Below are 14,447 nucleotides of genomic sequence, written 5' to 3'. Positions count from 1 at the left end.
TACATTAGTTATAGACGATGAAGGCTATGAAGAACGCAATGCAACAGGGAACTAAGCGCCTTGTGCGCTTATATGTTGTACAATAGTGAGATATAAGATTGGTAATGGTATTATGTTGATACAACCTGGTATATCACAGCCCGCTACACAAGCGAGTGCTTTGCAAATGGCTGATCACGCGGTGAAAGCGGATGATCTGCTGCCGGAAAGTTTGCACCAGTTTTTGGCCTGCTCGACCCCCGAAGCGTGGCTACAATGGGCGCTTGAAAACCCGGAAACGCTATTGATTGACCATGCGCAGTGCGAAAAAAAAGCGGCTTCTACGGCGATGAGCTTGCTTTATCGCTACGTTGATCAGCCTCTTTTGCTTAGCAAAATGTCGCAGTTGGCGCGTGAAGAGTTGCTGCATTTTGAACAGGTGGTCGCACTAATGGAGGCCCGTGGCGTGGCCTACCGGCACCTAACTGCTTCACGCTATGCGGAAGGCTTAAGGCAGCACTTACGCAGCAACGACCCCGAACGGCTCATCGATGTGTTAATCATTGGCGCCCTTATTGAGGCGCGTAGCTGTGAACGATTTGCTTGCTTGATTCCTTATTTAGATGAAGAGCTTGCTAGGTTTTATCGCACTTTGGTGAAGTCAGAAGGTCGTCATTTTGAGGACTATCTGTTACTGGCTCGCCAGCAGACATCGGACTCGATTGATGAGCGAATCACTTTTTTTGTAGCGCGTGAAGCGGAGCTGATTACTTCGCCCGATACGGCTTTTCGTTTTCATAGCGGTGTGCCAGCTTAAGCCGCTTAGCCCGGCAGGATGTTTATCATGCGCGATGCTCGTGAAACAGATCAGTTAACTCTCTTCGGTCACTTTTCGCTTACCCAGGGCGAAGACGTCTTAACCCACTTTAGTTACGACAAAGTGAAGGCGCTGCTCGTTTATCTGCTGCTGCACCGACAGCCGGTTAACCGGGCCGCGCTGGCCGAACTACTGTGGCCCGACCAGGGATTATCTTCTGGTCGAACTAACCTGCGTCACGCGCTGCACTGTTTGCGCCAGTCGCTAGGTGAGAGTGCCGACCAAGTGTTGAGTGTCTCCCGGCAAACGATTGCCTTCCAGCTTCCAGCTCATTGGAAAGTCGACCTGCATACGCTGCAGCAGCTGCTCGAAGGGCCGCGCGACTTAGATACGCTCGAAGCGCTGATGGCTTGCTACCAAGGCGATCTGATTGAAGAGCTTCAATTGGCGAGCTGTAGTGAATTTCAGCGCTGGCTAGTCCAGGTACGCAATGAGTGGCGTCAGCGCGTCATCCGTTTTGCTGAACAGGTGCTCGACGCTCACAGCGATGTGCCGGACCTGATTCTGGAAACCTTGGTGAGTCGTTTTTCAGGCTACGGCCCCTTTCATGAGCGTCTGGTGCGCCAGCTTGCCGAGCAGAACCAAATGGCCGCCGCTCACGAGCAGTATAATAGCTACTTGCAGTTACTTGCGTTGTCAGGGCAGCAGCCTGAGCCCAGCTTTTTGCAGTTGGCCAGCTATTGGTCCGACGGTCACCACGACCCTCGCATGATGAGCCCCCAAGGCGCTTTTTCACGTGCGCTGGCGGCGGACAGCAAGCCTCTGCGTGAAGATGAAATTGAGCTGCGACAGCTCTCCGTGATGGCTATCCGGCTACGTTTAAAAGGGGAGTGGCAAGACCGAGCTGCAACGCGCCACTGCCTAACGCTACAGTTAGAGTTGCTGCGTTGGTTAGAGCAGCAGTGCCATCACCTAGGCGGTTTTTGGTTGCCCGGCGCCACCGGTGGCTTGGGGTTGGCGTGTTTCGGCACCCATGGACCCGCTCACCAGTTGGCGGAGTTGGTGGCGCTCTATGAGCACTGCCGCCAGGCGCTTCCCCAAGAGAGCGCCCGTCACTGGTCTGGCGAAGACGAAGTGCCGCAGTTCGAACTGGCGGCTGGTTTGCACAGCGGGCGCGTTGTTTACTTGCCCGAGCGGCAGTTGGCCGATCCCCTTGGACAAGTCACCCAAACCTCTCTGGAATTAATGAGTGCGGCCGAAGGCAGTGAGCTGGTGATCTCACAGGAGGCCAGCCAGCATATGCCGCCAGCGCTTGATCTACAGCCACGGCTGGTATCGCGCTTGGTGGCTAGCGACGGCCGCGTACGTTTGCGTGCGCTGGTGTTAGGCCAAAACGAAGGCGGCCGCGATGCGCTGCCGCCTAGCCTGGTTGGGCGTGAAACCTCGCTGCGTACCCTGCGTGATGCGCTGGCGCGGGCAGGTATTGGCTTGCGTCAAAGCGTTTTGGTGCGCGGCGCATCGGGTATGGGCAAATCAGCGCTGATGGTCGGATTTCGCCAGTTAGAGCTTAGCCGCGATGCGGCTATTTGCTGGCAGCCCACCACGCGGCTGTCGGTGCTCGATCCCTACGGGGTTGCCCGCACGCTGGTGGGCTGGTACCTCCAACAACCGCTGACCGTCGAGGCGATTCACGCGCTTCAGGCAACGCTTGAGTTTGATCAGCTTACACCTGAGCGTCAGCAGCTGTTGGAAGAGGCGCTTGGGTTGCACGAAGTTCAGGAGATTACCCAGCTTGCCCAAAGCGGTGAAGCCGTTGAGCTGGTGGTGATGTTCCTGCACCGCTTAATCGAGCGCCAGGCGACTACTCATACCCTGGTGCTGATGGTCGACGATCTCCAGTGGCTGGATGAGCCTTCCTTTAAAGTGCTCGCCGGGCTACAGGCACGCTTGCCCATCAATACTGCCTTTATGCTGGTGGCTAGCCATCACGGTCGCGAACTGCTGCCGGTAAAACTGCATTGGGATCAGCAAATTAGCTTGGGTAATCTGGATGCGCAGCAGTCCTCACGGCTATTGTCACAGCTTTCGCGGCGTTATCGTATTCACATGAGCCCGCGGCTACGTAACCAGATTATTGAACGCTGCGATGGCGTGCCGCTGTATATGCAGGAGATTTGTCGCCGCTTGGATATGGATCGTCGCGAAGGGCGCAGTGTCCAGTTCGACGAACTCCCCAAAGGGCTGCTGGGTCTATTGGCCAGCCGTATTGATCAACTGGAAAGCGATCGAGAAATTGCCCATGTGGCAGCCGTGCTGGGTAAGCGCTTCCGGTTGGATTTCTTACAGGAGTGCAGCGGCTGGGAAAAAGGGCGGCTGAACCAAGCGCTCGAGCATATGCGCGTTTTGGAGATCATAGAGCCGGTCGATAAAGACAGCGGTGAGCACGAGTACCAGTTTAGCCATCAGCTGTTGCAAGAAGCTGCTTATCTTTCCTGTCCGCGCGATGTGCGGGTAAAACTGCACCAGCAGGTGGTGACCTTAATAGAGGAGCGCTTCCCGGTATGGATTAGTCGCCACCCCGGTGATTTTGCCACCCATCTGCGTCGTAGCGGTCACTACGCCCGTGGCGCTCGCTACTTTGAGCTAGCTGCACGAGAGGCGCTGAAAGTCAGCGCTAACCGAACCGCGCTACGCATGGCCGATTTTGGTTTGGCGAGCCTGCGCCACGTTGAGCATGAGATTGAGCGTGAAGTGAGCCTACTCACCGTGCGTGGTCAGGCGGCGTTTTCATTAGAGGGACACGGCTCGCCAACCGCTCACGAAAGCTTTGTGCGTGCCCGTGAGCTGCTGCGCGAATCGGGCACCGATAGCCTGGAAGATCCAGAAGATCTAGAGCAGATATTCCTGGTCAAATGGGGGCTTTGGGTGGGGCGTAGCCAGCGCTATGCCCATGCTGATGCCTTCGCCCTGGCGTCGACGCTCGCCGATATTGCCGCGCGCCTTGAAGACCCACGCTATCGCCGCTTGGCCGACTATGCGCGTGCCAACTGCGAGTATTGGGCCGGTCGTATTCAGCAGGCCCACGACCATCTGGATGAAATCGACCCGCTCAATGCGCAGATGATGATCGAATGGCTGCCGTTCTCCGATCACCCGCAAGTCTCGGCCGCCTGTTTCCAAGGCTGGGCGCTGTGCCTGCGGGGTGATTATCAACGCGCCGAGCGTCAGGTATCGGCAGCGATCCGTTTGGCGGAGAAGATTGCCCACCCCGGCACCTTGGCGCTGGCACTACTGTTTGCCGCGGCACTCTATCGCCAGCTTGGCCACGTTCACTTGGCCACACGGCATGCGGAGCGGGCGGCGGCAATGACCGGCACGCCAGATTTACAGCTATGGCAAATTTCCAGCCAGTGTATTCTCGGCTGGCAACGCGCCCTGGCGGGTGATGCCACTGGCTTGGCTCAATTGCGTGATAGCCTGGATCAGATGGCGGAATTGAATGGTCGCGACCGCTACCAGCGGCCGGTGTTGTGGTACTCGGATGCCTGTATTGAGCTGGGTGAGCTAAATGCTGCAGAGGAGTACCTTGACCAGTGCTTGGTGATTGCTCGGGAGCGCACCACGCTGTTTCTGCCCGAATTAGCCACCCAGCTGGCTAAGGTGCGTGAGCTGCTTGGGCATCCTGCCAATGAAGTCAAAGCACTGGCTGAAATGGCAATTAACCAGGCCCGCGAGCATGGCAATCGCCACCAAGAGTTGGCAGCTCTTGAGCTATGGCTAACGCGCATTGAGCCTAACGACCAGCAGGCTAAGGAGAGCTTTAGGCGGTTGTTGAGCGAAGTCAGCCACAGCGATGCCCCGGTGCTGACCCGCTGGATCAGCTTGCTGGATCGGCGCTTGCCGCACCCTGTGGGCATTGAAGGCTAACCGGTATCCCGTTCTAGCCACGTCAAGGTGGCGAGCGCCTCTTCCCGGTGTTCGCCACATACGCTGGCGTCAAAGTTAAATCGCTCGCAAACCCTGGGGCGGCTTGGGTCGCCAAATAGACGGCACAGGTTATGCTCATCTAATTGCACGCAGCGAACGCCCGCCGGCTTGCCCTCTGGCATGCCGGGGATGGCGGAACTGATGGAGGGCGCGATGCAGCAGGCGCCACACCCCGCCCGACAGCCTTCACTCATAGCCTGTCACCTGGGTATAGCACTGGGTGAAAACGCGGCAATTGCGCCCTTGTTAATGCCCTCAAAGGCCTGGATGCGTGTGGTTACCCCACTTTGCGTGGCAACCTCTTTTGCCAGCCAAGCGGCAATATTTTCTACCGTGGTAGGGCCGGGGAGAACTGCGCATAGCGACTGTGGCAGCGTAATGGAGAAATCACCTTGGGCGGCCCGGTAGCCGCAGGTAAGGAAGTTGTTATCCCTTGAGGTGATATCGGCCTCTTCAAGCAGGTAGCGATTATCCAGCCACGCCGCCCACTGCTGTTCGAGCTCGGCTTGACGCACCCCCTGCTGAAAGATATGTAGCCGCGAGCGGTGGCCGTGGGCGATACGCTGGCAGTTGCCCAGGTGGCGCTTCAGGCCATGCGTGTAGCCATAGGCAGCGCCGTTGATAGTTTCGTCACTAAGCGTCAGAGTGACTTGATGGACATTCTCTGGGCGCTGCTCGGTGAGCTGCTGGCTTAAATGCTCGGCCACCGTGTTCATATCAATAGCCTGCCAGGGCAGTAAACTAAACGCCTCTTTCGGCCCGCGTACTTCCATGGGGTAGGGGGTGGTGGTACGTACGCAGACACCCTCAGGGCACTCCGTCACCGTGACCCCAGGTGCTTGAGTGGGCACCAGCAGGGTGTGGTCGAGTCCGCTGTCGAGCGTGCGTTTGATCCATGGTTTAACTTCACCAAAGTCGAACAGCATGCCATCTTCGCCCAGCTCGCCATCCAGCACTGCGTCTACCTGCCAGCTACAGCCGACTAAGCCGCGCTGAGAACACCAGAGGGATACGTCAATATGGGTCAGTTGTTGAACAAATAGGGACATTAATCAAAACCTGCTAATTTGTGCATTTGCAGCGACAGTCGCCACTGGGGGTTAGCCATACAGTAAGCAGTCGCTTCAGCGACGGTGGTCTTAGCCTGATTGAGAGGAGCAAGATCCATCGGCTGTAGAAAGAAATGGTGAAACCCAAGGCGTGAAAACTGCTCCGGGGGAGCATCTGCCTGGGGGTAAACGAGCTTTAATTCGTCACCTTGGGTAACGACCAGCGGATTGCTGCCCTTGGGGCTTACGCAGAGCCAGTCTATGCCTGGGGGTGGGGGTAGCGTTCCGTTGGTTTCGACAGCCACCTCAAACCCATGGCTATGCAGGGTGGCAATCAGCGGCGCATCGAGCTGCAGCAACGGTTCTCCGCCGGTAAATACCACATAGGGCGTCGCATTGTCGCTCTGGCTGGGCCAGAGCGCAGCAATATGCTCGGCCAGGGCAGCGGCGGTGGCAAATTTCCCGCCATTGATGCCGTTAGTGCCGATAAAATCGGTATCGCAAAAGGTGCATTTAGCCGTTGCCCGGTCAACCTCACGGCCCGACCACAGATTGCAGCCGCTAAATCGACAGAAAACGCTTGCTCTGCCGGCCTGGGCGCCTTCACCTTGCAGGGTATAAAAAGCTTCTTTGACCTGATACATCAGCACTGACCTGCTGTGCTGTTCACGCTATAAGCTAGTGGGTCGGTGACACCGTTGGCCGCAAAGGCGGCCAGCCGTTCGCGGCAACTGCCGCATACGCCGCAGGCGAGCTCACGGCCTTCGTAGCATGTCCAGGTATGGGCGTAGTCCAATCCCATGGCAAGGCCTTCGCGCAAAATATCGGCCTTGCTTGTGTATAAATAGGGGGCGTGTAACTTTACCGGCTCGAAGTTGGCAATGCCCGCTACTTGATTCATTGCCTCGACGAATTCGGGGCGACAGTCAGGGTAGAGAACGTGGTCACCGCCATGGGCGCCGTAGTCGACTCGCTCCGCACCAATATTAACGGCCTTGGCAATCGCCAGGGAGAGCAGAATCATATTACGGTTAGGCACCACGGTGGCGCGTAGATTGTCCGCGTCATAGTCGCCCTGGGGCATCGCTTGCTCGGGATTGGTGAGCGCCGAATTATCAATCAAACCGTGTATCGCACGAATATCGACCACTTGATGGGGCAGCTCAAGAGAGGTGCAAACCTGGCGCGCAGTATCGAGTTCGCGGGCATGGCGCTGACCGTAGTCAAACGAAAGCGCGTGTACGTTAAGCCCTTCCCGCAGCGCGCGGTGAAGTACGGTAAAAGAGTCCATTCCACCGGAATAGATAACAACGGTCGTGGTGGCTGTGTCAGCAGCCACTGGGGGTATTGATGACATGAGAAAACACTCTTTGTCGGAGAATTTATTAATCGCGAGCAGCGTTGAGCTGGCGCGGCGTTCCGGGGTCCGGTCCGGAAGTGCGGCAGTTTACGCAATAGTCGTGAATCTGGCCAGTTCTAGCGCCAATCGACGTACCCTGTTGAGGTAAAAAAAGCGTAGGCAGGCAGCATGAATATCAACATGCTACGCTATCTCTCCATGCTGTTAGAGGCGAACCAATGGCAACGATTGAACATAGTGAAATCATTAACGCGCCGCCCGAACGCGTGTTCGAACTACTGCGCCGTGTCGAAGATTTTGCCGATTACTCAGACCTGATTCGCTCAATTGAAACCCTGGGCGAAAATCGCTATCGCTGGCATGTCCGCGCCGTGGGTATGTACTGGTCGTTTGATGTCATGGTGACCGAGATTCAGCCCCCCCATGTGCTTGCCTGGGAGTCGTTGGATGGCGTAAAAAACCAGGGGCGTTATCGCCTTCGCGAGGTGCCCGAAGGCACCGAGGTGGCGTTGACGCTCACTTATGAGATCCGCAATCGTCTGATGGAAAAAGCCGTTAACAAAGCGGCGAAGCCGTTAGTAGGAAAAGTCAGCCGACAAATTCTTGAGCGCGTGGAAGCTCGCTTGAATGAATAGCCCACCACGACATCCTTGGCGCTGGGCGCTAGGGTTTGCAAGTTTTGCCATGCTGGCCTACGTGTGGCTATGGTATTCGCCCGATTTGATGGCGGTTAAGCAATGGGCTTCTCAGGCGTCTCATTATCCGATGGTGATTATGGGGGTGATGCTAATCATGGCCGTTACCTTGGCCATAGGATTGCCGGGCAGTATTGGGCTGTGGCTTATTGCGCCTTTTTACCCGCCGCTTATCGCCACGGTAATGCTGACACTCAGTAGCGTGGCGGGAGCATGGGGGGCTTATCAAATAGCGGCGCGGGCAGGGCGGCGTTGGAATCCTCAAGGGCTGACCTTAAAAGTCATGCAGATGTTAGAGCAGCGAAGCGATGTAATGACCCAGTGCGCAATGCGTATATTGCCCGGCTTTCCCCACTCGGTTATCAATTTTGCCGCAGGTTTACGCCATCTGCCTCTTAAGACGTACCTAGTGGCAGCGGCTTTGGGTTTGTCGATAAAATGGGCGGTTTATAGTAGTGCGATATACGGCGCCTTAGAGGCTATCGAAGACGAGGATGCGCTGCAGTTTGATGTAGTGCTGCCTCTGATAGCACTGGCGCTACTGCTGCTGGCAGGGGCGTGGTACAGGCGCCGCGTTGAAGCGGCGCGGGGCGCCTAGCAAACCGGTTCTAGCGAGCTTTGTGCATTGAGGCGTCGAGGTGGTCGACCACTTCGGCCCAGTCGGCGTCCTCTTCCACCGCTTCTTTTAAAAATTCCGCCTGCCCCTCGTTCCAGCAGGGGGCCTCAGCCAGTGGCATTGTTTCCGGGAGCGGGGCGTTGCGCTGGATAAAGCGCTCAATTGACTCTGCATCGGATGCCAAGCCTAACTGTTCGAATAGTTCGCTGAAATGGTGTACCGGTTTTTCCATAACCTGTTGCTCCTTCAAACGCTTAGAATCGTTTCTATAACATAGCTTGATTCTCAGCCTACGCCACCTTTCAACCGCTTTGGCGGGCTAGCGTTCACCGATTAGCGAGGTTAAAAAACGCTGACGCTGATCTTCTAGTGCGAGTGGTTGCGCCACTAAGTGGGCTAGCTTGGTGAAAGCCGCTTCTGGCGTCATATCATCACCGGCGAGAACGCCTGCATCGCTAAGGCCATGCCCCGCAGCGTAAGCGCCCAGATGGAGACTACCCTGCGGGCACTGGCTGATGGCGGCAAGCAATTTGCCTTCCCCGCTGGCCTTGGCGAGTACGTCCAGTAAGCTTGGGTCGTCGGGCAGATTACCGGCGCCCCAGAGTTGTAGTAACGCCCCTTTAACCCGTGGATCACTCAGCCAGGCGCTTAACTGCCATGCCGAAATGCCCGGCCAAAGGGCGATGCGGACGACCTCTCCTTGATTAACCAAGCGGTAGTCGGGCAGCTCGAAACGCGGTGCGCCGCGCTGCTGAAGGCCAAGTCCACGGCTGGGGTAATAAACGAAGTCGTCGCCTACCCGCTCACCCAGCAATGGATAGTTGGGGCTGGCGAACGCGTTGGCTGCTTGACTGTGCTGCTTAATGGCGCGGGCGCCCCGCAGCAACTGCCCGGCAAAGTAAATAGCCACCTCTTGGAGCGCGGGCTTGGCGGCGAACTGCAGCGCGCCATACAAATTGCCTAAGGCGTCGCTGCCGGGCGCTTCCAGTGGCAACATGGAGCCTGTTATTACCACCGGTCGGTCCAGTCCCTGGAGTTGGTAGGCAAGGCTAGCAGCCGTCCAGCTAAGCGTATCGGTACCATGAATAATGACGAAGCCGGCGTAGGCCGTTAGCTGGTCGCTCACATCGCGGGCGACCTGTTGCCAGGTAAGCGGCGTGGCCGCGCTTGAATCAATTAATGTCGCGTAGCTAACTAGATCATAGCCGGGTAAAGCTTGCTGTTGGGTAAGGGGTAGCTGGTTCAGCGCCGTTGCCATGCGAGTGGCAAAGTCACCGCTAGGCGCAAGTCCATCGGCATGCTGCTGCATACCGATTGTTCCGCCTGTGTAAATAACCAGAATACGCTCTTTATTAGGGGGCTTGTCAGCTAAAGGGGAGTGGGAGCTCATTGCCTTTTCCTGGAGGGTCAGTAAGTACGAGTAACGTGCTCTACCAAAAGTCCACCGCTTTGGTCATCTAAGCGCTGGTTGCGACCCGCCAGTAGGGCAAAGCCACAGCAAACCGTGATCAGAACGATCAATAGCCAGGCGATATGTGATATGTCGGCGCCTGACTGCAGCATAACCCCCACACCGAAAGGGCCAAGTGCTGCCAGTGTATAACCACCGCCCTGGACGAGCCCAGAGAGCTGACCGGCAAGGCGTGAGTTGGCTGTGCGCAAGACTAACAGGCTCAGCGCCAGGCTAAAGCTGCCGCCTTGGCCGATGCCGAGGAGTGCGGCGCCGGGCCATTTCCATATTAATGGCGCGATAAGCAGCATCCACAGACCCATGGCGGTGCTAATCAGTACCAGTAATAGCGCGGGCCGCTGGTCACGACCCAGGCGCGCAACCCAGGGGGCGCCCAGCGCGGAGACTAGCTGGCACATAATCGAAACCGCCATGGTCCAGCCTGCATCGGCTTCGTTGTAGCCGCGATCAACCAGTAGCGTGGGCAGCCAGCCAAATACGATATATGCCATGGAAGACTGAATGCCCATAAAGAACATAATGTGCCAGGTAAGCGGCTGCTTAAGTAGCCGTAAAATGCCGCTTTTGGGTGGTGTGGGTATGTCTGCCCTCGTAGTACTGGGCATTTGAAAGTGCCACAGTAGCAGTGCGAAGAGCGCTAGTAGAGACCAACTCATTAAGCTTGCTTGCCAGCTGCCCAATAGTTGGGTTAGAGGAACGCTAAACCCGGCTCCTAAGGCGCCGCCTAAACAGAGCGCCATGGTGTATAGACCGGTGAGCAGGTCGGCGCTGTCGGGAAGTTCACGCTTAACCAAGGCCGGTAGTAGAGTGCCACCAATGCCAATTGCACAGCCTGCCATTGCCGAGCCGACAAAGAGTCCGCCGGGAAGTGGCAAACCACGCAGAATAAGCCCTGCTGCCAGTAGTGTCAGCGCTGCACTCAGTGCTCGTTCGCTGCCTATGCGTTTAGCCAGCGTCGGAGCAAGTGGCGCGGAGAGGCCTAAAAACAGCACTGGAAGCGTGGTGAGTAGCCCTGCGGCGGTAGCGGAAAGCCCCGCACTCTCTTGTAGCCGGGTGAGTAAGGGGGCGACCGAAGACATAGCGGGGCGTAGATTTAGCCCCACCACAACCATCAGCAAAATAAACGTAATTGAACGACGCGATGCCATATTTATACTTATTTAAAATCCGCTTTTACTTAAGGTGGGGGCGCAAGTCTCCACGAACGGCATCGAGTAGCGTGATGAAATGGTAATCCTGGGGGGTATCCAGGCAGTCCACCCTGACGTTGGTGCGCATACCTTTATCCATATTCAATTGATCGAATATTTCCAACGTTAACTTGCGTGCAGGTTTATCGCCTGGCGCCATGATGCCGTCTTCAAGGGTAAAGGTTTCAAGCAGCGTGACGCGCACACGGGTACTGTTGCCTTCGCTAAGTACGCGGCGCACAAACAGCCAGCCTTCGCAGGGAAGGGCGTGGTTGTCCTCCCGCTGGCGTAAGAAGATCGTGCGGTAGCAAGCGCCTTCAACCGACGCTTTTTCAGCCATGCTGCGGTAGGCTTGAACTACTTGATTAGCTGACGCCCGGGCGTCCTCTAAGCGCTGCACGATCCCTTGATGTTCGCGGCTGAGCTGCTCTTGACGTTGAAACGTCAGCCATTGGCGGTACTCGGCCATTAGTTGAGAAGACGCCATATTCACTCCGTGAAAGGTGTTGGCTGAAATAGCTGCTGGAAACAGCGGCTTGGAATATACGAAGGGGGCACCTTCGCATATTCCTGCGCTCTGAGCTAGCGGCGAACGCGTCGTTTACGCTCACCACCCGTATTGGCACTCTGGCCATCGGGTTTGCGCTTGGCACGCGGCTGGCGCTGATTGCGTCGGCCATTCTCGATAGGCTCAGGTTTGATGCTGGGGTCGGGCTCAAAGCCTGGTTCAATATGTTTTGGCAGCGTCTGTTTGATGAGTCGCTCAATACTGCCCAGCAGGGCGTCTTCGTCAACACACACCAGCGAGACGGCTTTGCCATTGCTGCCAGCACGGCCGGTACGGCCAATGCGGTGGACGTAATCTTCCGCCACATTGGGGAGATCAAAATTGACGACGTGGGGCAGCTCATTGATATCCAGACCACGGGCAGCAATATCGGTGGCCACGAGTACCTGCAGGTCGCCACTCTTAAAGGCGGTTAACGCGCGGGTGCGCGCCCCCTGACTTTTGTTGCCATGGATCGCCATGGAGGGAATATCCTGCTTGGAGAGCTGCTCGGCCAAGCGGTTAGCGCCATGTTTAGTGCGCGTAAATACCAGCACTTGAAACCAGCCGTTTTGCTGGATTAAGTGGGCCAGAAGCTCGCGCTTCTTCTCGCGATCAACGCGGTAAATAGCCTGCTCAATTTTCTCGGCGGTGGCATTGCGCGGCGCTACTTCAATCATCGCCGGGTTATCCAGCAGCTGTTGTGCTAGGGCTTGGATCTCGTTAGAGAACGTTGCTGAGAACAGTAGGTTTTGGCGCTTTTTAGGCACCAGCCGCAGCAGGCGTTTAATATCATGGATGAAGCCCATATCTAGCATGCGATCCGCTTCATCAAGCACTAGAATCTCAACGCAGGAGAGGTCTACATGCCCCTGTTGGTGAAGATCCAGCAGTCGACCGGGGGTGGCAACGAGTACATCCAAGCCGGCTTTTAGTGCATCGATTTGAGGCTGTTGGCCAACGCCGCCAAAAATAATGTGAGAGCGCAGGGCCAGATGCTGGCCATAGGTCGACACGCTTTCGCCTACTTGAGCGGCAAGCTCACGGGTCGGGGTTAGCACCAGCGCCCGTACCTGACGTTTCGCAGGTCGTTTGCCGGTGTTCAGGCGTTGCAGCATTGGCAGCGTAAAACCAGCGGTTTTGCCAGTGCCGGTTTGGGCGCTGGCTAGCATGTCACGACCTTCTAATACGACGGGGATGGCCTGTCGTTGTATCGGGGTAGGTTCGGTGTAACCTTGCGCTGTGACAGCGCGTAACAAATCGGCGTGCAGGCCAAGTTCAGAAAAGCTCATGCGTTCTCCGCAATCACCTAGTGAATTAATACCGTTAAGTGGTTGTTATCACTAGGTGTAATGTTCAAAAAGCGAGGTTGATTCACCATCGCGGCAGCGAAGTGTGCCAGATAATTCAGTGTGCCGCGATGGTCGTTGGTTAGCCGTGGATGACAGGAGACGTGAAGGAGATAGCGCCAAGGCGCACTATCATCTGATGTGCACGGACACACCAGTAAACCTAGGCGTTAGTAACACGTGTCAGTAATAAGACGAATAGTGTAACACGGTTATGCAGCGTCAGCTTGTTTCGCTGTCACGTGTCAGTGATGGGTGCTGGGCATGCAGTGGAATTACCCGAGCTAAGGTAGCGGGCGGTAGTTGTAGTTGTGCCACCTGTTTAGGCGTTAAGGCAAAAAAGTGCTCAGGGGTGAAAACCCCCAGTTGAAAGAGTTGGCGCGCAGTGGCTGGCCCGACACCGTCGAGCGCCAATAGCTGTCGCGCAAAGAGGGCGATAAAGCGGCCGCTTTGCTGTTCATCAAATTCGCCGTTAACCGTTTGATAGTAGTGCCCAGCTTGAACAGTAATAAATTGCTCGATGCGCTGGAGCGCGGCCAGTGTTGAGGTGTCGAGTGTGCGTGCTGCTAGCTGATCGCGAAGGGCGTCGTGGCTATTGAGGGCTGTTTCAAAAACCCCTTGAGACGCTTCGCCCTCTATCAGCGCCGTTACTGTTTCCATTAGGGCGTTAATGGCATCACGCAGTTGTTCAACCGGCACTTCAGTCGTTTGGTTCGGTTCATCTGTCATGTGGGCACCCCAGAGAGGAATAGCATTAAGCTTAGTGCAGCAAGCCCCGTTTAGAAAAGCGCTGACTAATCAAAATAGTCGCCCTGGCGTATTGCGTTGGCGATAAGCTCGGCAGCCTGATCCCAGCTATCGCTTAATGCGCGCACCAGAGCGGGGTAGCCATCCTCTGCAAGGGCTGTTTCCGTGTGGAAATTTTCCATCGCTAGCAGTTCACCCACAGCGTTAAGCAATTGCCATTGGCCGCTAGCCACGGCGACACCGTCAAAGCGGCCCTGGAATTGATCAACGTTGAGGCGCAGGGTCAATGCGTTGGCCTGTTCACCTTCCTCACGCATAACCCTAAGCCTTGGCAGCGCTTGCGCTAAGTTAGCGCGCACCCTTCGCTCTAGCTGTCTGCCCAACCCTTCGGCCCACTGGTGTTCCCGCGCAGCGTTCAGGGTAATATCGTCGAGCTGCATCACGATGCCATCGACATCAAGGTAATGGGCAAGCCGAGGGGAGCTGACCAGTAGCGTGCCCTGTGGCTGTTGGGGAGTGCTTGCCAATGGCGCGCTCGGCAGCATATAGCGTGCAGGGGGCGTGACGCTGCTGGCGCAGGCGGAGACCAGTAAGCAGACCAACAGCAGCAGCAAATACCTAATCCATATCAACATACTTT

The 14,447-nt window shown here is 56.5% G+C and carries 15 protein-coding genes; 4 read left to right on the top strand and 11 right to left on the bottom strand.

Going from position 1 to position 14,447, the window contains the following annotated elements; genetic code table 11:
• Positions 1–166: 166 nt before the first annotated feature.
• The gene (locus tag U738_RS09530; RefSeq protein ID WP_035579609.1) at positions 167–796 is read left to right on the top strand and encodes a tRNA-(ms[2]io[6]A)-hydroxylase; all 630 of its coding nucleotides are present in this window, start codon (positions 167–169) and stop codon (positions 794–796) included.
• A 27-nt stretch (positions 797–823) separates the two neighbouring features.
• Positions 824–4,723, top strand: coding sequence for an AAA family ATPase (locus tag U738_RS09525; RefSeq protein ID WP_035579607.1), 3,900 nt, complete (start codon positions 824–826; stop codon positions 4,721–4,723).
• On the opposite strand, the gene U738_RS09520 is transcribed toward U738_RS09525, so the two are convergent.
• The 4 genes from U738_RS09520 to queC are packed head-to-tail and all read right to left on the bottom strand — an operon-like array spanning position 4,720 to position 7,189.
• Positions 4,720–4,977 (bottom strand): YkgJ family cysteine cluster protein, encoded by a 258-nt coding sequence (locus tag U738_RS09520; protein WP_035579605.1) that lies wholly within the window; start codon positions 4,975–4,977, stop codon positions 4,720–4,722. The genes U738_RS09525 and U738_RS09520 overlap by 4 nt on opposite strands.
• Before the next feature lie 6 nt (positions 4,978–4,983).
• Positions 4,984–5,832 (bottom strand): 6-pyruvoyl trahydropterin synthase family protein, encoded by an 849-nt coding sequence (locus tag U738_RS09515; protein ID WP_035579603.1) that lies wholly within the window; start codon positions 5,830–5,832, stop codon positions 4,984–4,986.
• Positions 5,832–6,476: a 7-carboxy-7-deazaguanine synthase gene (gene queE, locus U738_RS09510; protein ID WP_035579601.1), complete on the bottom strand. Its 645-nt coding sequence runs from the start codon at positions 6,474–6,476 to the stop codon at positions 5,832–5,834. Before queE ends, U738_RS09515 begins: the two co-directional genes overlap by 1 nt.
• Positions 6,476–7,189, bottom strand: coding sequence for a 7-cyano-7-deazaguanine synthase QueC (queC, locus tag U738_RS09505; RefSeq protein WP_035579599.1), 714 nt, complete (start codon positions 7,187–7,189; stop codon positions 6,476–6,478). The genes queE and queC overlap by 1 nt, the downstream gene beginning before the upstream one ends.
• Before the next feature lie 221 nt (positions 7,190–7,410).
• On the opposite strand from queC, the gene U738_RS09500 reads away from it, so the two are divergent.
• Positions 7,411–7,827, top strand: a complete 417-nt coding sequence (locus U738_RS09500) for an SRPBCC family protein (protein ID WP_035579597.1) — start codon at positions 7,411–7,413, stop codon at positions 7,825–7,827.
• Positions 7,820–8,485, top strand: a complete 666-nt coding sequence (locus U738_RS09495; protein WP_035579595.1) for a TVP38/TMEM64 family protein — start codon at positions 7,820–7,822, stop codon at positions 8,483–8,485. Before U738_RS09500 ends, U738_RS09495 begins: the two co-directional genes overlap by 8 nt.
• A gap of 10 nt (positions 8,486–8,495) precedes the next feature.
• Here the strand turns inward: U738_RS09495 and U738_RS09490 are convergent, their stop codons facing one another.
• The 7 genes from U738_RS09490 to U738_RS09460 all read right to left on the bottom strand — a co-directional run bounded on the left by U738_RS09490 (position 8,496) and on the right by U738_RS09460 (position 14,442).
• Positions 8,496–8,735: a DUF2789 domain-containing protein gene (locus U738_RS09490; protein WP_035579593.1), complete on the bottom strand. Its 240-nt coding sequence runs from the start codon at positions 8,733–8,735 to the stop codon at positions 8,496–8,498.
• An 87-nt stretch (positions 8,736–8,822) separates the two neighbouring features.
• Positions 8,823–9,893: an asparaginase gene (locus U738_RS09485; protein WP_035579591.1), complete on the bottom strand. Its 1,071-nt coding sequence runs from the start codon at positions 9,891–9,893 to the stop codon at positions 8,823–8,825.
• Positions 9,894–9,910: 17 nt separating this feature from the next.
• On the bottom strand, positions 9,911–11,122 hold the full coding sequence (locus tag U738_RS09480) for an MFS transporter (protein WP_035579589.1): 1,212 nt from the start codon (positions 11,120–11,122) through the stop codon (positions 9,911–9,913).
• Positions 11,123–11,147: 25 nt separating this feature from the next.
• Positions 11,148–11,651, bottom strand: coding sequence for a hypothetical protein (locus U738_RS09475; protein WP_035579587.1), 504 nt, complete (start codon positions 11,649–11,651; stop codon positions 11,148–11,150).
• Positions 11,652–11,746: 95 nt separating this feature from the next.
• Complete coding sequence (locus U738_RS09470) at positions 11,747–13,003, bottom strand: DEAD/DEAH box helicase (protein ID WP_035579586.1); 1,257 nt, start codon at positions 13,001–13,003, stop codon at positions 11,747–11,749.
• Between the two features lie 279 nt (positions 13,004–13,282).
• On the bottom strand, positions 13,283–13,789 hold the full coding sequence (locus U738_RS09465; RefSeq protein WP_035579584.1) for a helix-hairpin-helix domain-containing protein: 507 nt from the start codon (positions 13,787–13,789) through the stop codon (positions 13,283–13,285).
• Between the two features lie 65 nt (positions 13,790–13,854).
• Entirely contained in the window at positions 13,855–14,442 is a 588-nt protein-coding gene (locus U738_RS09460) for a PqiC family protein (RefSeq protein ID WP_035579583.1), read from the bottom strand.
• Positions 14,443–14,447: the final 5 nt, after the last annotated feature.

Origin of the sequence: Halomonas sp. TG39a (assembly GCF_000744395.1) — a bacterium.
GTDB lineage: Bacteria > Pseudomonadota > Gammaproteobacteria > Pseudomonadales > Halomonadaceae > Vreelandella > Vreelandella ventosae_B.
Note: the sequence above shows the minus strand (reverse complement) of the source record. Positions and strands in the feature narration are given on the sequence as shown.

Coding starts and splice junctions, on each gene's coding strand:
- U738_RS09460 (WP_035579583.1), bottom strand. CDS start 14,442: ATGTTGATATGGATTAGGTATTTGCTGCTGCTGTTGGTCTGCTTACTG.
- queE (WP_035579601.1), bottom strand. CDS start 6,476: ATGTATCAGGTCAAAGAAGCTTTTTATACCCTGCAAGGTGAAGGCGCC.
- U738_RS09480 (WP_035579589.1), bottom strand. CDS start 11,122: ATGGCATCGCGTCGTTCAATTACGTTTATTTTGCTGATGGTTGTGGTG.
- U738_RS09485 (WP_035579591.1), bottom strand. CDS start 9,893: ATGAGCTCCCACTCCCCTTTAGCTGACAAGCCCCCTAATAAAGAGCGT.
- U738_RS09465 (WP_035579584.1), bottom strand. CDS start 13,789: ATGACAGATGAACCGAACCAAACGACTGAAGTGCCGGTTGAACAACTG.
- U738_RS09475 (WP_035579587.1), bottom strand. CDS start 11,651: ATGGCGTCTTCTCAACTAATGGCCGAGTACCGCCAATGGCTGACGTTT.
- U738_RS09520 (WP_035579605.1), bottom strand. CDS start 4,977: ATGAGTGAAGGCTGTCGGGCGGGGTGTGGCGCCTGCTGCATCGCGCCC.
- U738_RS09525 (WP_035579607.1), top strand. CDS start 824: ATGCGCGATGCTCGTGAAACAGATCAGTTAACTCTCTTCGGTCACTTT.
- U738_RS09515 (WP_035579603.1), bottom strand. CDS start 5,832: ATGTCCCTATTTGTTCAACAACTGACCCATATTGACGTATCCCTCTGG.
- U738_RS09470 (WP_035579586.1), bottom strand. CDS start 13,003: ATGAGCTTTTCTGAACTTGGCCTGCACGCCGATTTGTTACGCGCTGTC.
- U738_RS09500 (WP_035579597.1), top strand. CDS start 7,411: ATGGCAACGATTGAACATAGTGAAATCATTAACGCGCCGCCCGAACGC.
- queC (WP_035579599.1), bottom strand. CDS start 7,189: ATGTCATCAATACCCCCAGTGGCTGCTGACACAGCCACCACGACCGTT.
- U738_RS09495 (WP_035579595.1), top strand. CDS start 7,820: ATGAATAGCCCACCACGACATCCTTGGCGCTGGGCGCTAGGGTTTGCA.
- U738_RS09530 (WP_035579609.1), top strand. CDS start 167: ATGGCTGATCACGCGGTGAAAGCGGATGATCTGCTGCCGGAAAGTTTG.
- U738_RS09490 (WP_035579593.1), bottom strand. CDS start 8,735: ATGGAAAAACCGGTACACCATTTCAGCGAACTATTCGAACAGTTAGGC.